Source organism: Flaviramulus multivorans (assembly GCF_021728415.1).
GTDB lineage: Bacteria > Bacteroidota > Bacteroidia > Flavobacteriales > Flavobacteriaceae > Sabulilitoribacter > Sabulilitoribacter multivorans.
This window is the reverse complement of record NZ_JAKKDV010000001.1, coordinates 276,970-296,439: the sequence shown is the minus strand read 5'-3', so window position 1 is coordinate 296,439 and position 19,470 is coordinate 276,970. Positions and strand designations below refer to the sequence as shown.

Below are 19,470 nucleotides of genomic sequence, written 5' to 3'. Positions count from 1 at the left end.
TTTGAATAGAACTAACCTAAATTTTTATAAACTACTTAAACAATACGTTTTTTTCGTTTTTGTACTTTTTTACTCTATTACCGCTTGGTCTCAACAACCAGTTCAGGACACGGTTCAAACGGGATTTACTTTGGGAACAATAAAAATACCAAACCCCAATAGTATTGAGTCTAAATACACTTACGACCCGATTACCAATCGATACATTTATACAGAGAAAATAGGAAGCTTTAATGTAAACTATCCAGTTATTTTAACTCCAAAAGAATATGAAGCGTTAGTTGCAAGAGAAAATTTAAGACGATATTATAAAGAAAAAATTGATGCCTTTGATGGGAAAAAAGATGGTACGGATGATGCACAAAAAAACTTGTTGCCTGAGTTTTATGTAAACTCCGGCTTTTTTGAAAGTGTTTTTGGAGGTAATACCATTGAAGTAGTTCCTCAGGGGTCAGTAGAAATGGATTTAGGGGTTTTATTTTCTAAACAAGATAATCCGTCATTTTCACCAAGAAACCGAAGCAATTTTACTTTTGATTTTGATCAGCGAATAAGCTTAAGTTTATTAGGTAAAGTAGGTACTAGATTGCAAGTAACGGCAAATTACGATACACAGTCCACCTTTGATTTTCAACAACTTATAAAATTGGAGTACACCCCAACCGAAGATGATATTATTCAAAAAATTGAAGTCGGTAATGTAAGTATGCCTTTAAACAGTTCTTTAATTACAGGGGCACAAAGCTTATTTGGGGTAAAAACGCAATTACAATTTGGAAGAACCACTGTTACAGGTGTTTTTTCTGAGCAAAAATCGCAATCTAACACCGTGGTTGCACAAGGTGGAGGAACCTTGCAAGAATTTGAATTTTTCATCAGAGAATATGACGAAAATAGACACTTCTTTTTAGCACAATATTTTAGAGAGACCTATGATGATGCTTTAAAAAACTATCCTTTCATAAACAACAAGGGACTACAAATTACAAGGATTGAAGTTTGGATGACCAATAGAAGCAATCGTACAGAAAATGTTAGAAATATAGTTGCACTTCAAGACTTAGGTGAAAGTGATAATGTAGGGTCTGCCGTTAATGTATTTGCTGCTCCTGGTGCTTTACCTAATAATGCTAACAATGCTTTTAACCCTATAACTATAGATGCTTCTGCTCCAGGATCACAAATAAATCAAAATATAAGGGACATTGCAACAGTGCAGTCGGGAATTGAGGTTGCTAATGTTAGAGAAGGTTTTGATTATGCTAATTTAGAGAATGCTAGAAAGTTAATTCAAGGGCAAGAATATACACTAAATACAGATTTAGGATATATTTCTTTAAATCAACGTTTAAATAACGATGAGGTTCTTGCGGTTGCGTTTCAATATACAATTGGTGGACAAGTGTATCAAGTGGGTGAATTTGCTAATGACGGAATAGACGCTACCGATGTAACAACGAACGGACAAGGACAAGTAACACAAGTTGTAAACTCAAACTTAATTTTAAAACTATTAAAAAGTAGCATCACCAATGTTACCCAACCTGTTTGGGATTTGATGATGAAGAACATTTACGACACAGGAGCATATAATTTAAGTCAGGATGATTTTAAATTTAATATTTTCTACAATGAGGCATCTCCATTAAATTTTATAACACCTGTTGGAGCCAGTTTTGATGTGGATATCAATGGAAATCCAGTAACGGGCACAACTGATGATAAAGATTTAATACAAAATGTACCATTATTGCGCGTTTTCAATTTGGACAAATTGAATTTTAATAATGACCCTCAAACTAGAGGCGATGGCTTTTTTGACTTTGTTCCAGGGATAACAGTTATTCCCCAAAATGGAAAATTAGTTTTTACAAGTGCAGAACCTTTTGGTGAATATCTTTTTAACGTTCTTGGTGGCGGTGATTATGATAATGATGCTTCTTATAATGCGGATCAAGAAAAGTATGTTTATGATGTGCTTTATAAAAGCACCAAAACAGCGGCTTTAGAAGAAGTTGAGAAAAATAAATTTAAATTAAAAGGGCGCTATAAATCTAGTGGCGGTGATGGTATTCCTATCGGTTCTTTTAATGTGCCACGAGGCTCGGTTCGTGTAACAGCTGGAGGTCGTGTTCTTGTTGAAGGTATTGATTACACGGTGAATTATCAGTTAGGACGCGTTCAAATTTTGGATGAAGCACTAAAAGCATCTAACACACCTATTGAGGTTTCAACCGAAAATAATGCTGTTTTTGGGCAACAAACCAGACGCTTTACAGGACTGAACGTAGAGCATAAATTCAACGAAAATTTTGTATTGGGTGCCACATTATTAAACTTAAATGAACGCCCTATTACCCAAAAGGCCAATTACGGAACAGAACCCATAAACAATACTATTTTTGGACTAAATGGAAATTATTCCACCAAAGTGCCTTTTTTAACACGACTTGCTAATAAATTGCCAAATATTGATACCGATGTAGAATCAAACTTATCACTTCGGGGTGAATTTGCATATTTAGCACCGGGAGCACCAAAAGGAACAAACCTTAATGGCGAAGCTACCTCTTATGTAGATGATTTTGAGGGCTCACAAAATGCCATCGATTTAAAATCGCAACAGTCATGGTATCTGTCAAGTAGACCATTAAACTTAGTAAATTCACCAGGAGATGATTTAAATGGGATTCAAAATGGTTATGGTAGAGCTTTATTAAACTGGTATAGTATAGACCCAATATTCTATAGTAGCCAACGCCCTAGCGGAATTACTGATAATGATGTTTCAAACTTATATACCAGTCGAGTTTTCATTAACGAACTTTTTCCTGATAGAGATTTAGTACAAGGGCAAAACTCGGTATTGTTTACGCTGGATTTGGCATATTATCCTAATGAAAGAGGACCTTATAATTTTGAAGCGTCTGCTGCTGATGGGATTATTGATAATCCGCAGAATGCTTGGGCGGGTATTACGCGTCAATTAACCTCCACAGATTTTGAACAACAAAATGTTGAATATATTGAGTTTTGGTTACAAGACCCCTTCCAGGAAAATCCTTCTAACCCTGGTGGAAAACTGGTATTTAACCTAGGTAATATTTCAGAAGATATAGTAAAAGATGGTAGAAAATTATATGAAAATGGATTGCCGAAGGATGGCGATGTAAGTTTATTACAACCAACGGCTTGGGGTACAGTGGTGCCTCAAAACCAGTCTTTAATTTATGCTTTTGATACTACGGGACAAGAACGTACTAATCAAGATGTAGGTTATGATGGTTATGATGATGCCGAAGAGGTTAATGTTTTTGGTAGCGCTTTTGGAGACGATCCATCAAACGATAATTATTCATATTTTTTAAATGTTGATGGCGATATTTTTCAACGTTACAAAAAGTATAATGGTGTTGATGGCAACACCCCTGATACGTTTTCCGATACAAATAGAGGTGCTAACACGCAACCAGATGTAGAGGATATCAATCGTGATAATACCATGAACACGATTGATAGTTATTACGAATATGAGTTAGAATTAACTAGACAAAATTTACCAACTTCACAAGCTGAATTTGATAATATTCCCAATAGCAACCCATTAAAGGATTATTTAAGAGATTTTAAAGATAGACCACGTGTTTTACCAAACGGCAATAATGTTAATGTTAGATGGTATCAGTTTAGAATACCAATTCAAGGAAGTCTTGCAATGCCTGTTGGAGGGATTACTGACCTGAGATCCATTCGATTTACTAGGGTGTACCTAAAAGAATTTTCGCAACCGACTGTGTTTCGTTTTGGAACCTTAGATTTAGTACGAAGTGATTGGAGGCGTTACACGCAAACTTTAGAGTTCAATGATGATGATCCAAATGATGACGGAACCGATTTTTCAGTAGGCGTTATTGGAACCCTTGAAAATGAAGGTAGTTATGAAAGACCTCCAGGAATTGAACCGGAACAATTATTTAATAATAACACGGTGGTTCGTCAAAATGAGCAATCGCTGGTTGTAAAAGTTTGTAATTTAGAATCCGAAGACTCTAGAGCGGTTTATAAAAACATTAATGTAGATATGCGCCAATATAAACGTATTCGTATGTTTATGCATGCTGAAGATGACGAATCTGGAGTTGGAAATTTAACTAATGATGATTTGGTTGGATTTATTAGAATGGGTAATGATTTAACCGAGAATTACTATCAAATTGAGCTACCATTAGTTTTATCAACGTCCGTTACAAGAGAAGGGCTTTGGCCAGATGAAAACGAAATAAACTTACCCGTAGATATTTTGGCTAAAGTAAAAGCTCAAGGTATTTCGGATATGACTTTAACTAATGACGACCCAACATTTTATGATGTTGTAAATGGAGATATTGTTTTGGCAAGTAATCCATTTGGTGGTTACGTAATCGGGCAGCATCGCGTTGGAATCAAAGGAAATCCAAACTTTGGAGATATCAGAACGCTTATGGTAGGTGTGAAAAGCAGATCGAATAATGATGATGTTTGCGCAGAAGTTTGGTTTAATGAGCTACGTTTATCCGATTTAGATAACGAAGGTGGTTGGGCAGCAGTGGTAAGTATGGATACTAATATTGCAGATTTTGCTAACATTAGTGCAACTGGAAGACAAAGCACATCTGGATTTGGTTCTTTAGAGCAAGGTCCTAGCCAGCGCAGTTTAGAGGACGTGAAACAATATGATGTCGTAACTAATGTAAACGTTGGTCAGTTATTGCCAAAAAAATGGGGAATTCAAGTGCCTTTTAATTATGCACAAAGCGAAGAATTAATCACACCAAAATATGATCAATTTTATAAAGATTTAACTCTAGATTCTAGACTAGAAGCGGCTAACAGCAATGAGGAAAGAGAGCAAATAAAACAGCAATCTGAGGATTATACAAAACGAAAAAGCATCAATTTTATAGGTGTTAGAAAGACAAGATCTGGAGATAAAAAACCACGTTTTTATGATGTTGAAAACCTTACTTTAAACTATTCGTATAACAAGGTTGAACATAGAGATTTTGAGATTGAAAATTCAGTAAATAAAACGGTGCGTGTAGGGGCAAATTATGCGCATAATTTTAACCCAATAACGGTTGAGCCTTTCCAAAAGAATGATTCATTATTCACCGGAAAATATTGGAAATTCCTAAAAGATTTTAATTTCAACTTATTACCTACAAGCTTTACGGTTAACACAAATATTAACCGTCAATTTAATAGGCAAAAGTTTAGAGAAATAGACTTAGGAGGCTCAAATATTGGTATTGAAGAGTTGTTCAGGAGAAATTACACCTTTGATTTTGAATACGGAATAAATTACAACGTAACCAAGTCATTGCAATTTAACTTTGTGGCAGCAAATAATAATATTGTTCGTAATTATTTTGTTGACAACGATTTAATTGCTGGAGAGCAAGATGATGCTTTAGATGTTTGGGATGGTTTCTTTGATGTTGGAGATCCTAATAGACAAACTCAAAACTTAGGTGTTACATATCAATTACCAATAAATAAAATACCTACGTTTAGTTTTATTAATGCAACCTATCAATATACAGGAAGTTTTCAGTGGCAAAAAGGATCTGATTTATATGGTAATTTAGAGGTAGACGGTCAAAACTACGATTTGGGTAATACAGTTCAAAACTCCAATGTTCATAATATCAATGCTACTTTAGATATGAATCGTTTCTATAAATACATTGGCTTGGTAAAAAAGCCTATTAGAACGGTAAGAAGTAGAACACCCGCTAACGGTGGAGCACCTCCAGGCGCAAATCAAAATAGCCCAACACCCAAAGCAAAAAATCAGTCTTTAACTAAAATATTAAATGCTGGAGTTGATATCTTAACGACTATAAAAAGAATTCAAGCCAATTATTCGGAGAATAACGGTATATTTTTGCCAGGGTATTTACAAACTCCAGGGTTTTTAGGAACGTTTAAACCAACAACAGGATTTACATTTGGTAGTCAAAGCGATATAAGATATTTAGCTGCACGAAGAGGTTGGTTAACAACGTTTCAAGAATTTAACCAACAATACACGTCTACAAATACAAAACAATTAGATGTTTCTGCCACATTAGAACCTGTACGGGATTTGAAAATTGATGTTATAGGAAACAGGGCTTATTATGAAAATTATACCGAGAATTATAGAGTAGAAAACGGTATTTATAACTCGTTAACTCCAAACACCTTTGGTAATTTTAATATATCAACGGTTTTAATAAAAACTGCTTTTAGTAAAAGTGATGAAATAGGCTCTCAAGCATTTGATGATTTTAGAGCTAATAGATTGAAAATAGCCGATAGACTTGCGGAAGCTTTTTATGGGACAACCACCTATGCTAGAGACTCTGAAGGGTATCCTTTAGGTTTTGGAAAAAACAATCAAAAAGTGTTATTGCCAGCTTTTTTAGCTGCTTATTCAGGTCAAGATGCCAATAAAATAACAACTAGAGCCTTTAGGGATGTGCCTATTCCAAACTGGGATTTAAAGTATACAGGGTTTATGAAATATGCTTGGTTTAAGAAAAATTTCAAGCGGTTTTCATTAACTCATGGCTATCGATCAACCTATACAATTAATCAGTTTAGCACCAACTTAAATTTGAATTTAGACCCTAATGCTAATGAAGCTCCTATTCCAGGAACGCCGTATGCAAGTCAACCTGCAGAGGCGTTAAACCAATCTGGAAATTACAAAAACGAGCGGTTGTTTAGTAATATTAATTTAACCGAGATGTTTAGTCCATTAGTCCGCTTGGATTTTGAAATGAAAAACTCAGTTAAAATTCTAGCTGAAATTAAAAAGGATAGATTATTATCATTAAGCTTTGATAATAATTTAATGACCGAAGTTCAAGGAAACGAATACATTATTGGTTTAGGATACAGAATTAAAGATTTGCGTATTCGTTCAAAACTAGCAGGTCCTCAGCAAAGGATTGTAAGCGATTTGAATATGAAGGCGGATATTTCAGTTAGAGACAATAAAACGATTATTAGATATTTAGATTTAGAGAATAATCAAATCACATCAGGACAAACCATATGGGGTTTAAAATATTCGGCGGATTATGCATTCAGTAAAAATTTAACTGGGATATTTTATTTTGATTATACGTTTTCGGACTATGCCATCTCAACAGCGTTTCCACAAACCACTATTCGATCTGGTTTTACCATCCGATATAATTTCGGGAATTAACTTTAGTCCGGTTGAGCGCTGTCGAAATCTAAATATTTAATTAACAAATTATTTATTTGAATTTATAGTTTGAATAAATACATTTGCTGAATAAACGAACTTAAATAAAAAGCATGAATATTCCATCAGATTTAAAATACACTAAGGACCACGAATGGGTGAAAATAGAAGGTGATGTAGCTACCATAGGTGTTACAGATTTTGCGCAAAGCGAATTAGGCGATATTGTATATGTTGAGGTTGAAACTTTAGACGAAACTTTAGAGGCTGAAGAAGTGTTTGGAACCGTTGAGGCAGTTAAAACGGTATCAGATTTGTTTTTGCCACTTTCAGGCGAAATTATTGAATTTAATGAAGCTTTAGAAGATGAACCTGAAAAGGTAAATTCAGATCCTTATGGTGATGGTTGGATGATAAAAGTAAAGTGTTCAGATCTTTCTCAAGTAGATTCACTAATGTCTGCGGACGATTATAAATCACTTATTGGTGCTTAAAAAATTTGCGCTTATAATTGCCATATTCTATTCGTTAGTACTGGCATTTGTTAGCTTAATAAAGTTAAATAATCTCCCTGATGTTGGAGTTTCCTTTGGTGATAAAATATTTCATTTTTTAGCCTATTTTGTTCTAACTTTTTTATGGTTTAATACATTCATAAATACCTATAAGTTTAAAAATAGAAGAGCTATTATTTTTTCAATAGTAATATCTGTTGTTTTTGGTATAATTATTGAGGTATTACAAGAAACTATCACAGTTTCAAGAGCATTAGATATTTATGATGTTTTAGCAAACACGATTGGAGTGTTAATAGCATCATTGGTATTATGGGTTAAACATATTTTACAAGTTAAAAACTCATAAACACTTGCTTTTTTGATAAATAAATAGTTATTTTAGCAATCTTGATAAACGTATAAAATTATGGAACCTAAAAAAAATCCGAAAGCGAATGTTGGACGTAACAGTTCTCTTTTCTTTGCCATTGGTTTAGCTTTAATGTTATTTTTAACAAACTACGCCATTAATTACAAAACGTATGATAAATCTAATATAGACATCGGGCAACTTAACCTTGATGAAGAATTAGAAGAAGAAATCCCAATTACTGAACAAATACAAACGCCTCCACCACCGCCACCGCCACCTGCGGCTCCAGAAGTGATTGAGATTGTTGAGGATGAAGAAGAAGTAGAAGAAACAGTAATTGAATCTACTGAGGTGGATCAAGAAACTGAAATTGTTGAGGTTGAAGAGGTAGAAGTTGAAGAAGTAGAAGAAGATATAGATGTTCCTTTCTCTGTAATTGAAAATGTACCAGTTTTCCCTGGATGCGAAAGCGGTAACAATGCAGCCAAGAGAGATTGCATGTCTAAAAAAATATCAGATTTTGTTAATAGAAAGTTCAATACAGATTTAGCGAGCGATTTAGGATTGTCGGGAAGACAACGTATAAACGTTATTTTCAAAATCGATAAAACAGGAAATATTACAGGAATTCGTGCTAGAGCTCCACACCCAGGGTTAGAAAAAGAAGCAGCCCGTGTTATTGGTTTATTACCAAAAATGAAACCTGGTAGACAACGTGGTAAACCGGTAAACGTTCCTTACTCATTACCTATAATTTTCCAAGTTCAAGATTAAACTTTAATCCTTTTAATCAAGGAAGTTTATTAAATATAAAATCCCGTTACATTTTTGTAACGGGATTTCTTTTTTGGTATGCTTATTGAGACTTTATCATAATATTAACATTTAAACTATAATTATTATGAGCAATCTTAAAAAAGCTCACGAACTCATTCGGCAAAATGAGCAAATCGTGAAAAAATCGCAAAAGCATGAAACAAATTTACAAAAAAACTCTACCCTTTATTTTCAAATTGGGTTAATTGTATGTTTACTAGCAGTCTTTGGCTTGCTTGAAATGAAGTTTGAGACTACAATTCCTAATTATGGAGTATTGCCTCCAATTGAAGAACCTTCATATGTAGATATTCCATTGATAAAAAAGAAAGTTCCAGATTTAATTGAACCTATTAAACAAGAGAGAAAAAAGGAGCCAACCAGTTTTGAAGAAGTGCCTAATGATACTCCTGAGCTTCCGTTTATGGATGAACCAAAAACGCCAAAAAAGGATGCTCCTGATTTTAAGCTTGGTGATTTACCAACCTTAGAAAAAAAACCAGATCCGGTAGACGTTCCATATGCATTTATCCAAAACGCACCAATTTACCCTGGATGCGAAAAAGAAAAAAACAATAGCGATAGGAAAAAGTGTATGTCTGAAAAAATAACAAAACTTGTTCAACGTAAATTTAATGGTAGTGATATTGCCGAAAATTATGGTTTAAGTGGTGTGCAAAAAATTGATGTACAATTTACCATTGATAAAACGGGGCGAGTTTCTAATATCAAAACCAGATCACCACATCCAAAATTGGATGAAGAAGCAGTTCGGGTTATTAATTTCATTCCAGAAATGACACCTGGTAAACAAAATGATAAAAAAGTAGGTGTTATTTATACATTACCTATAAATTTTCAAGTGAAATAAAATAAGAATTATAATTTCAAACTTTTAAAACCGTTATCAAGAGAATGATAGCGGTTTTTAAATAACCTTAATTTATTTCTGGTTCTCATAAAGCGGCTATAATTTTAGAATTACTTATCAATGTTTATGTATTACTAAAATCTAAAAATATAGTATCTTTCAGTTTTAAATTAATTCTAATAAGAAAAATGAAGCAATTCATTGTCCTAGTCCTATTTTTAATTCAATACCTTAGTTATTCTCAAGTTAATTTTCTGCCCGAAAAACCACCAGTATTTCCAGATTGCGAAAATGTAGCAATTGATTCTTTACAAAATTGCTTTGATAAAAATGTATTCAATCATATTTATGATAATTTCAAAATTCCTGAAAGCGTATTAACTGAAAATTACAAAGGTGAAGTTGCGGTACTTTTTGAAGTAGATACGATTGGTCAATTTAAGGTTATATATACCGATGCTATTTATCGTGAATTAAAAGAGGAAGCAAAAAGAGTATTTTCTATCTTTCCTAAAATAAAACCGGCGACTTATAATGGTAGAAAAACATTCAAACAATATTCTATAAGAATTAAAATACCCTTAGTAAATCCAGATATAGCCACACAAGATACAGTTAAATCCAATGAAATTTCACTATTAGAACAGGAAGCAAAAAATGAGTTCGATAAAGTTAATAGCAATTTGCAAACTTTTGAAAACAAAGCATACTCCAGCCAACTAAATATCCAGTTTACACATAGTGATTATGCTCGCTTTGATAGATATATGAACGTAATTGGAGCTAATAGTCACACGGCATCAAAACCGTTTGTTTATGAAGAAGTTTCACAGTATTACGATTTTAAGGCTGAAAAAGAAAGACTAAACAAAGAGACTGATACTTGGGCTGGAAAAAAATTATGGAATGAACATTTAGTACAATTACAAAGTGACGATTATTGGTTTACCATAGATCCTATTTTCGATTTACAAGTTGGTAAGGACACTGAAGCTGATTTTAATTCAACGTATAACAATACCAGAGGTTTTTTAATACAAGGGGGCTTGGGCAAAAAGTTTAATTTTTATGCATCTGTTTTTGAAAGCCAAGGGCGATTTGCGCAATATGTTAATGAATATTCCGAGAGTTTAAAAGCTTTTGGACCAGATCCAGCTATTATTCCTGGACGAGGTATAGCAAAACGATTTAAAACCGATTCGTATGATTATCCCGTTGCTGAGGCCTATTTATCATATACCCCAGCAAAGTTTATAAACATTCAATTTGGTCATGGTAAAAATTTTATTGGTGATGGATATCGCTCTCTACTTTTCAGTGATGTAGCGAGTCCACACCCTTTTTTAAAATTAAATACTAAATTTTGGAAAATAAAATATACCAACACATGGATGTGGTTAAAAGATGTTCGACCTGAAGTAACACAAGATGGAGCATTTTTAACTAAATATATGGCGAATCATTATTTAAGTTGGAATGTGTCTAAGCGTTTTAATTTAGGATTGTTTGAATCGGTAATTTGGACTAACACTAATAATCGCGGTTTTGATGTTAATTACCTAAACCCTATCATTTTTTATAGAGCCATTGAATTTGAAACGGGACAAGCCTCCGGAAATGCCATTATGGGTGCATCGGCAAAATATAAATGGAACGATAACATAAATATTTACAGTCAATTTATTTTAGATGAGTTTTCGTTAAGTGATGTAAAAGCAGGTGAAAGGAGCTGGAAAAATAAGTTTGGTTATCAGTTAGGGTTAAAATATTTTGATGCTTTTAAGGTTGATAATTTATTACTTCAAGTTGAATATAACCGAGTACGCCCTTATACATTTTCGCATAATACCATTACTACCAATTATGGGCATAACAATCAATCTATGGCGCATTTGTGGGGTGCAAATTTTAGTGAACTTATTTTAATTGGGCGCTACCGTTATAAACGATGGTTTGCAGATGCTAAATTAATTTTTGGTACTCGTGGATTTGATTTTAATGATGGCACTGATAATTTTAGCTACGGTGCAGAAATATATAGAAGTTATGATGACAGACCATTCGATACGGGTGTTGAGGTTGGACAAGGAATAAAAACAGATATATTTAACGGAAATTTACAAGCGGGTTATCTTATTAATCCTGCATCAAACCTAAAAATATTTACCGATATTACTGTTAGAAATTTTAATCCTGAGGCTACGACCACCTCAACATTTAAAAGCAACACGGTTTGGTTTAATTTTGGATTAAGAACCGATTTGTTTAATTGGTATTTCGATTTTTAATTCAGAAAGCATTCAAAGTCATTTTACTTATAAAAACCATTGCTCAAAATCCTTTTATGAAGTATCTTTGCACTCGCAATACAGTATGCGTTATAAAATTCTATTTTGGGTAGATTAAAAACAGCTAAAGAGAATCCATCTTTATTATTCGATTTTAAAGAAATCACAAAAATGCGATTAGCATTAAGTGTGGTTTTTTCTTCCCTAGCAGGATACTTATTAGGAGTTGATAATGTTGACTTTAAAACACTTACTTTATTGGCTTTCGGAGGTTATTTTATGGTAGGTGCATCAAACGCGTTCAATCAAATTATTGAAAAAGATTTAGATGCCTTAATGGATCGCACAAAAAACAGACCCATTCCAGCGGGTCGAATGTCCGTAACAACAGCTTTTATAATAGCTTCTGTTTTCACTTTATTAGGAGTCATCATATTATACACCATCAATAAGCAAACGGCCATGTTTGGTGCTATTTCAATATTTTTGTACACCTGTGTTTATACCCCTTTAAAAACGAAAACGCCCTTGGCAGTTTTTGTTGGGGCTATCCCAGGAGCAATCCCATTTATGTTAGGTTGGGTGGCAGCTACTGATGATTTTGGGATTGAACCAGGAACCCTTTTTGCACTGCAATTTTTTTGGCAATTTCCTCATTTTTGGGCAATAGGGTGGTTTTTATTTGAAGATTATAAAAAAGGCGGGTTTTATATGCTCCCAACAGGAAAGCAAGATAAAGGAACTGCGGTACAAACGATTATGTACACAATTTGGACAGTAATTGTATCAATTATACCAGTTTTTGGTTTTACAGGTCGATTAGAATTGTCTATTGTAGCTGCAGTAATCGTTTTTGCATTTGGTCTTTGGATGCTATATTATGCCATACGTCTATTTAAAGTAATGACTGAAAAGGGAGCAAAACAATTAATGTTGGTTAGTGTTTCCTATATTACTCTAGTGCAAATTGTTTATGTTATTGATAAATTTATAAGATAAGTATGGATTTAACTCAAGGTACTCAAGAAGAGAAAAACAATAGAGCAAAAAAAATGATGCTGTGGTTTGGTATCGTTTCACTCATTATGTCATTTGCAGGTTGGACGAGTGCTTTTGTGGTAAGTAGTTCTAGACCGGATTGGTTGAAAGATTTTCAACTGCCAAATGCATTTGTAATTAGCACTGTTGTAATTATTATAAGTAGTATAACTTTTATTTTGGCCAAAAGTGCCTTAAAAAAAGGGAACAGATTATTAACAACCCTTTGGTTAGTAGCAACGTTTGTTTTGGGTACAATTTTTATTTTTAATCAGTTTTCGGGCTTTCAACAAATTTTAGATTTAGGCTATAATTTTACAGGACCAACAAGCAATGTAACCATGTCTTACATTTATTTGATAGCAGTTGTGCATATTTTGCACGTTGTTGTTGGGTTAATTTGTTTGTTAGTAGTAATTTATAATCATTTTAAACAAAAGTATAATGCAACTAAAATGCTTGGTTTTGAACTAGCAGCAACTTTTTGGCACTTTATTGATATCCTTTGGGTTTATCTCTTTTTGTTTTTATATTTCATTAGATAGAATATTTGATTATTTTTGTACAACTTTTAATAATAACCAACATATATGAGTACTACAGTTGTAAATACTGGAACAGAAGGCAAAACTTGGGGCGGTGGAAATAAACCACTTAATGCAAGTTATGGTAAAATGATGATGTGGTTTTTCATCGTGTCTGATGCTTTAACATTTTCAGGGTTTTTAGCAGCCTACGGATTTTCAAGATTTAAGTTTATTGATTCTTGGCCAATTGCCGATGAGGTTTTTACCCACGTACCTTTCTTTCACGGAAATTATCCAATGATTTATGTGGCGTTCATGACGTTTATTCTTATCATGTCGTCTGTAACTATGGTGTTAGCGGTTGATGCAGGCCATCATTTAAATAAAGCTAAAGTTACATTATACATGTTTTTAACCATTATTGGTGGTTTAATTTTCGTTGGTTCTCAAGCATGGGAATGGGCTACTTTTATTAAAGGCGATTTTGGAGCTATTCAAACAAAAGGTGGTAATATTTTACAGTTTGTTGATACTGAAGGACAACGTGTTGCTTTAGGAGATTTTGTGGTTGCTGAGCATAAAGATAGAACTGCTCACGAACGTAAAAACGGTCTTTGGTTTGTAAGCGAAGGTACGTTGCCAACTTATACTGTAGAAGAAGTGATTCATGGTTTAGAAACGCATGAAAATGTTTTAGTAAGAACGCAATTACTTGATGAACATGGACACAAAACGGTGTTATCTAGAGAGGAATCTTTGAAGCAAGTAAAAGAAAATGGTAAACTGGTTGTTGAGGGAGCCAACTTACATGTAAATGAGTACGGATCTCCACTATTTGCGGATTTCTTTTTCTTTATAACAGGATTTCACGGATTTCACGTATTCTCGGGTGTAATTATTAATATAATTATTTTCTTTAATGTCATTTTAGGAACTTACGAAAAACGTAAGAGCTACGAAATGGTTGAAAAAGTTGGGTTATACTGGCACTTTGTAGATTTAGTTTGGGTATTTGTATTTACATTCTTCTACCTAGTTTAATAAAAATAATATTAGTTTAAAATGGCACACGCACATAAATTAGAAATATTTAGAGGATTAATAAAATTCAAATCAAACACCCAAAAAATTTGGGGCGTTTTAATTTTTCTAACGATAGTAACAGCAATAGAGGTTATTTTAGGGATATACAAACCAGAAGTTTTAATGGGTAAAGTTTTAGGAATGAAAGGACTTAACTGGATTTTCATCATTTTAACTATCGTTAAAGCGTATTATATTACTTGGGATTTTATGCATATGCGAGATGAAACCAAGGCATTACAAAGAATGGTGGTTTGGACTGCCGTTTTCTTAATCTTATATTTAATCTTTATTTTATTAGAAGAAGGCGGATATGTTTTTGATGTATATAAAGATGGATACGTAAAAAGAGATTTTTAAAAGATTATATTTAGTTAAATAAAAAAAGGCGGTTTTTAAACCGCCTTTTTTTATTTTTGCAAAGCGAAAATTTATAGATAAGAAGGTAGGTTAAATGGATAATAAAAAAGTTAGTAGGTATGTTGTTTTAGGAGTTTTGTTTTTCCTTCCAGTTATATTTTTATTGTTTTTATATCCAGCAACTCATAACTACACACCATTAGATATTATAAATGAAAACATTTCAGAAATAGAGAAGTTTGATTCTAGTAGTTCAGAGAAAATAGTTTTAAAAGACCATATAACGGTTTTAGGGTTTTTAGGATATAATCCTTTAGAAAAAATAATTACCGCATCAAATTTAAAGGAATTGGTGTATGATAAATTCAAGGGGTTTAAGAGTTTTCAAATTGTAATTTTAATGCCAAAAGGTACCGAAGATGCAGTTGAAAAGCTTAAAACTGAAATTAGTTCGTATGAGGATTTAAGATTTTGGCATTTTATTTTTGGAGAACCTGATGATTTAGAGCAAATTTATTTAAGCTTGAAAAGCAAATCCAAATTAGGTAATGATTTATCAAGCGATCAAGTTTTTGTGATTGATAAAGATTTAAACCAACGCGGACGTATTGATGATAGAACTGATAATGAAATAGAAAAGAATAAACCTATTTATGGTTTAGAAGCTTATGATTGCATTGAAGTGGCTGAAATAAAAAATAAAATGAGTGACGATTTACGTGTTTTATTTACCGAATATCGTCAAAAACGAAAAGGCGAATTTAACTCGGATACACGAAGGGCTGATGATTTAAAACCTCAAGAAGAATAATACAATAAATGTCAGTTCGAGTTATTTCGATAATTATTGAAGTCGTATCGAGAACTAATAAAAGAAAAATGAGCAAAAAAACTAATTATTCATACATAGGGATCGCATTTATTATTTTGGTATTTGGAATTATTTTTATCCCAAGAATAATGGATAGAATTTCTAATAATGATGTTATTAGAAATGAAAGTAGAAGCGATTATGCTGATGATTCTAAATCAACACTTTCAGACTTGGTTTTTATCGAAAACAATGGTGAGAAGCGTAAAGTGCCTAGCTTTAGTTTTACCAACCAAGACGGCGAAACCGTCACAAATCAAGATTATCTAGGTAAAGTATATGTGGTTGAATTCTTTTTTACAACCTGCCCTACAATTTGCCCCAGAATGAATTTAAACTTAGTACAAATTCAAAATACATTTAAAGATTTTGAAAACTTTGGTGTTGCTTCTTTTACAATAAATCCAGAACATGATAATCCTGAAGTTTTAAAAGAGTACGCCCAAAAATATGGAATGACTAATCCTAATTGGAATTTATTGACAGGGAATAAGGAAGATATTTACAATCTGGCAAATACGGGTTTTTATATTTACGCTGCAGAAAACGAAAATGTATTAGGTGGTTTTGAACATTCGGGAAATTTTGCCCTAATAGATAAAAACGGATTTATACGCTCAAGAAAAGATACATTTGGAAACCCAATTATATATTATAGAGGGATTATTTCTGAAGAAGAAAAAGTAGATGAAGATGGCGTACCTGAAGAGATTAGTGCCTTAAAACAAGACATAAAAAAATTGCTTAATGAATAATGAACAAAACATTTTGGACGAAAAAAAATATAATAAGCTAATTGTTGCTTTATCAATAATTATTCCTTTAGCGGTAGCAGCATTGTTTGGTGTAAAGTTAGATATTGAGCTTCCTATTTTTCTGCCGCCTATTTACGCAACGATTAATGCCGTTACAGCATTGGTTTTAATATTAGCTGTTTTTAAAATTAAAAAGGGACATAGAAAAGCACATGAAAATCTTATGAAATTTGCAATCCTGCTTTCAGTCCTATTTTTGGTTATGTATGTATTGTATCATATGACTAGCGATTCTACACGTTATCAAGGTAGTTTAAAGCCTTTATATTATTTCATATTAATAAGCCATATTGCATTGTCGGTAGCTGTTATTCCATTTGTCTTAATAACCTATGTTAGAGCTATTACAAAGAATTTTGAAAGACATAAAAAGATAGCAAAAATTACATTTCCTCTATGGCTATATGTTGCAGTCACTGGAGTGATTGTTTATATTATGATTTCACCATATTACCTTTAATATGAAACAAAAGATTGTCTTTTCTCTCTTCTCTCTTTTCTTTTTTCTAAAAAGTAATGCACAATGCGCTATGTGTCGTGCGGTTTTAGAAAGTGAAGAAGGACAAACTGCTGCAGAAGGTATAAATGATGGAATTGTTTATCTTATGGCAATTCCATACATACTGGTTGCTGGTATTGGGTACTTTATTTATAGAAAGTACAATACGTTAAAAAAGAAATAAAATATTTTTTAACTTATTTTGTAACAATTCTTTGTAACGTTAGTCTAATTTAAAAGCTTTGTGCTCACTAATCATAATAATGTAATGCTAAAAATAAACCAACTGCATAAATCCTACCCAATAGGAGACTCAAGTTTACATGTTTTAAAAGGAATAGATCTTTCGGTAGAAGAAGGTGAAATGGTGGCTATTATGGGGTCTTCGGGTTCCGGAAAGTCTACTTTACTTAACATCATTGGTATGCTGGATGAAGCAGATTCTGGTGAGTATATTTTAGATGGGTTACCTATTAAAAACTTAACTGAAAAGAAAGCGGCTGTTTACAGAAATAAATTTTTAGGATTTATTTTTCAATCTTTTAACCTTATCAATTATAAAAATGCACTTGAAAATGTGGCACTACCGTTATATTATCAAGGCATGAAACGAAAAGAACGCCAAGAAAAAGCAATGTTTCACCTTGAAAAAGTAGGTCTAGCAGATTGGGCAAAACATTTACCCAAAGAACTTTCAGGAGGTCAAAACCAACGTGTAGCTATAGCCAGAGCATTAGCAGCAAACCCAAAACTACTTTTAGCTGATGAACCTACGGGTGCATTAGATACTACAACTTCTTATGAAATTATGGCGTTTATTCAGCAATTAAATGATGAAGGTAAAACGATACTCATGGTAACACATGAAGAGGATATTGCTAACATGTGTAAGCGTATTGTAAGACTGCGTGATGGTGTAATAATGGAGGATAAAAAAGTAGAACAGGTAAGAGCAGAACAATATGTTTGATTTAGATCTTTGGAGAGAAATATTTCAGAGTATTAATATGAACAGAACCAGAAGTTTATTATCTGGTTTTACTGTGGCCTTTGCAATATTATTATTTGCCATTCTTTTCGGCATTGCTAATGGTTTACAAAACACTTTTCAAGAAGCTTTCGGAACCGATGCTAATAACTCCATAGTCATTTTTCCAGGAACAACATCGAAAGCACATAAAGGGCTTCAAGTAGGTAGGAGGATTCAATTTACAAATGAAGACCGAGAGTTTATATTAGATAAGTTTGAAGATAAAGTTCAGTTTATTACATCTAAAGTAAATAGAAGTGTAACAGCTTCTTTTAAGGGCGAAAAAAACAACTATGAACTTAGAGGAGTATATCCTGAGTACATGTTTATTGAAAATAACGTCATTAAAGAAGGGCGTTATATAAATCATAATGATTTAGACAATAATGCCAAAGTTGTTGTAATTGGTCGAACCGTCGAAGAAGATTTATTTTTTAAGGAAACAGCCATTGGAAAATATATAAACCTAAGTGGTATTCAATACAAAATTGTGGGAGTTTTTACAGATGATGAAGGGGATAGCGAAGAGAGTGTTATTTATATGCCAATTACTACAACCCAGTTTGTTTATGGTAATAATGATTTTGTTGATTTAATGCATTTGACGTATAACCCAGAAATGAGTTCAGATGAAGCTATGGCTTTTGGGAATTCAATAAAAAACAGTTTAAAAGATAAGTTTGATGTGGCACGAAGTGATCAGCGAGCTATTAGAATGTGGAATATGGCTGAAGGTACAAAACAGGTGGATATTATGACTACCAGTTTAACCTTTATAATATTAATTATTGGATTTGGTACTCTTATAGCTGGTATTGTTGGTATTAGTAATATTATGATTTTTATTGTAAAAGAACGTACCAAAGAAATTGGAATTAGAAAAGCATTAGGAGCATCACCCAGATCTATTGTCTCAATTATTTTAATTGAATCAATAATCATAACCGCTATCGCTGGCTACATAGGATTGTTAATAGGCGTAGGTGTCCTAGAATTAGTAGGCCCTAGTTTAAAAGAATATTTTATAACAAACCCTGGAGTGAGTAATAGTTTAGTGGTTGGAGCAACTATTACTTTAATTATTGCGGGAACCATAGCTGGATATCTGCCAGCAAAAAAAGCGTCACAAATTAAACCGATAGTAGCCTTAAGAAACGATTAA

The 19,470-nt window shown here is 32.9% G+C and carries 16 protein-coding genes; all 16 read left to right on the top strand.

Going from position 1 to position 19,470, the window contains the following annotated elements; all coding sequences use genetic code 11:
- Window position 1 precedes the first annotated feature (1 nt).
- A complete protein-coding gene (gene sov / locus L3X39_RS01305; RefSeq protein ID WP_237229586.1) occupies window positions 2-7,240 on the top strand; it encodes a T9SS outer membrane translocon Sov/SprA in 7,239 nt (2,412 codons plus the stop codon).
- A 113-nt stretch (window positions 7,241-7,353) separates the two neighbouring features.
- The gene (gcvH, locus tag L3X39_RS01300) at window positions 7,354-7,734 is read left to right on the top strand and encodes a glycine cleavage system protein GcvH (protein ID WP_237229582.1); all 381 of its coding nucleotides are present in this window, start codon (window positions 7,354-7,356) and stop codon (window positions 7,732-7,734) included.
- Entirely contained in the window at window positions 7,727-8,104 is a 378-nt protein-coding gene (locus tag L3X39_RS01295; protein ID WP_237229581.1) for a VanZ family protein, read from the top strand. The genes gcvH and L3X39_RS01295 overlap by 8 nt, the downstream gene beginning before the upstream one ends.
- Window positions 8,105-8,164: 60 nt before the next feature.
- A complete protein-coding gene (locus L3X39_RS01290) occupies window positions 8,165-8,884 on the top strand; it encodes an energy transducer TonB (RefSeq protein WP_237229579.1) in 720 nt (239 codons plus the stop codon).
- A gap of 127 nt (window positions 8,885-9,011) precedes the next feature.
- Complete coding sequence (locus tag L3X39_RS01285) at window positions 9,012-9,797, top strand: energy transducer TonB (RefSeq protein WP_237229577.1); 786 nt, start codon at window positions 9,012-9,014, stop codon at window positions 9,795-9,797.
- Between the two features lie 188 nt (window positions 9,798-9,985).
- Complete coding sequence (locus L3X39_RS01280; protein WP_237229574.1) at window positions 9,986-12,085, top strand: gliding motility outer membrane protein RemB; 2,100 nt, start codon at window positions 9,986-9,988, stop codon at window positions 12,083-12,085.
- A 105-nt stretch (window positions 12,086-12,190) separates the two neighbouring features.
- A complete protein-coding gene (gene cyoE / locus L3X39_RS01275; protein ID WP_369411602.1) occupies window positions 12,191-13,084 on the top strand; it encodes a heme o synthase in 894 nt (297 codons plus the stop codon).
- A gap of 2 nt (window positions 13,085-13,086) precedes the next feature.
- Window positions 13,087-13,668 (top strand): cytochrome c oxidase subunit 3, encoded by a 582-nt coding sequence (locus tag L3X39_RS01270; RefSeq protein WP_237229572.1) that lies wholly within the window; start codon window positions 13,087-13,089, stop codon window positions 13,666-13,668.
- 45 nt (window positions 13,669-13,713) lie between these two features.
- Window positions 13,714-14,691 (top strand): cytochrome c oxidase subunit 3, encoded by a 978-nt coding sequence (locus tag L3X39_RS01265; RefSeq protein ID WP_237229571.1) that lies wholly within the window; start codon window positions 13,714-13,716, stop codon window positions 14,689-14,691.
- A gap of 21 nt (window positions 14,692-14,712) precedes the next feature.
- Window positions 14,713-15,093 (top strand): cytochrome C oxidase subunit IV family protein, encoded by a 381-nt coding sequence (locus L3X39_RS01260; RefSeq protein WP_237229564.1) that lies wholly within the window; start codon window positions 14,713-14,715, stop codon window positions 15,091-15,093.
- A 94-nt stretch (window positions 15,094-15,187) separates the two neighbouring features.
- Window positions 15,188-15,904, top strand: a complete 717-nt coding sequence (locus L3X39_RS01255) for a hypothetical protein (protein ID WP_237229563.1) — start codon at window positions 15,188-15,190, stop codon at window positions 15,902-15,904.
- A gap of 68 nt (window positions 15,905-15,972) precedes the next feature.
- Window positions 15,973-16,719 (top strand): SCO family protein, encoded by a 747-nt coding sequence (locus tag L3X39_RS01250; RefSeq protein ID WP_237229562.1) that lies wholly within the window; start codon window positions 15,973-15,975, stop codon window positions 16,717-16,719.
- Window positions 16,712-17,239, top strand: a complete 528-nt coding sequence (locus L3X39_RS01245; protein ID WP_237229561.1) for a DUF420 domain-containing protein — start codon at window positions 16,712-16,714, stop codon at window positions 17,237-17,239. Before L3X39_RS01250 ends, L3X39_RS01245 begins: the two co-directional genes overlap by 8 nt.
- Window position 17,240: 1 nt before the next feature.
- Window positions 17,241-17,462 (top strand): hypothetical protein, encoded by a 222-nt coding sequence (locus L3X39_RS01240; protein ID WP_237229559.1) that lies wholly within the window; start codon window positions 17,241-17,243, stop codon window positions 17,460-17,462.
- A gap of 84 nt (window positions 17,463-17,546) precedes the next feature.
- A complete protein-coding gene (locus tag L3X39_RS01235) occupies window positions 17,547-18,248 on the top strand; it encodes an ABC transporter ATP-binding protein (RefSeq protein WP_237229558.1) in 702 nt (233 codons plus the stop codon).
- On the top strand, window positions 18,241-19,470 hold the full coding sequence (locus L3X39_RS01230) for an ABC transporter permease (RefSeq protein WP_237229557.1): 1,230 nt from the start codon (window positions 18,241-18,243) through the stop codon (window positions 19,468-19,470). The genes L3X39_RS01235 and L3X39_RS01230 overlap by 8 nt, the downstream gene beginning before the upstream one ends.

What these genes read in the sequence shown, in the direction of transcription:
- gcvH (WP_237229582.1), top strand. Translation starts at nt 7,354, where the DNA reads ATGAATATTCCATCAGATTTAAAATACACTAAGGACCACGAATGGGTG.
- L3X39_RS01290 (WP_237229579.1), top strand. Translation starts at nt 8,165, where the DNA reads ATGGAACCTAAAAAAAATCCGAAAGCGAATGTTGGACGTAACAGTTCT.
- L3X39_RS01285 (WP_237229577.1), top strand. Translation starts at nt 9,012, where the DNA reads ATGAGCAATCTTAAAAAAGCTCACGAACTCATTCGGCAAAATGAGCAA.
- L3X39_RS01280 (WP_237229574.1), top strand. Translation starts at nt 9,986, where the DNA reads ATGAAGCAATTCATTGTCCTAGTCCTATTTTTAATTCAATACCTTAGT.
- L3X39_RS01270 (WP_237229572.1), top strand. Translation starts at nt 13,087, where the DNA reads ATGGATTTAACTCAAGGTACTCAAGAAGAGAAAAACAATAGAGCAAAA.
- L3X39_RS01265 (WP_237229571.1), top strand. Translation starts at nt 13,714, where the DNA reads ATGAGTACTACAGTTGTAAATACTGGAACAGAAGGCAAAACTTGGGGC.
- L3X39_RS01260 (WP_237229564.1), top strand. Translation starts at nt 14,713, where the DNA reads ATGGCACACGCACATAAATTAGAAATATTTAGAGGATTAATAAAATTC.
- L3X39_RS01255 (WP_237229563.1), top strand. Translation starts at nt 15,188, where the DNA reads ATGGATAATAAAAAAGTTAGTAGGTATGTTGTTTTAGGAGTTTTGTTT.
- L3X39_RS01250 (WP_237229562.1), top strand. Translation starts at nt 15,973, where the DNA reads ATGAGCAAAAAAACTAATTATTCATACATAGGGATCGCATTTATTATT.
- L3X39_RS01245 (WP_237229561.1), top strand. Translation starts at nt 16,712, where the DNA reads ATGAATAATGAACAAAACATTTTGGACGAAAAAAAATATAATAAGCTA.
- L3X39_RS01240 (WP_237229559.1), top strand. Translation starts at nt 17,241, where the DNA reads ATGAAACAAAAGATTGTCTTTTCTCTCTTCTCTCTTTTCTTTTTTCTA.
- L3X39_RS01235 (WP_237229558.1), top strand. Translation starts at nt 17,547, where the DNA reads ATGCTAAAAATAAACCAACTGCATAAATCCTACCCAATAGGAGACTCA.
- L3X39_RS01230 (WP_237229557.1), top strand. Translation starts at nt 18,241, where the DNA reads ATGTTTGATTTAGATCTTTGGAGAGAAATATTTCAGAGTATTAATATG.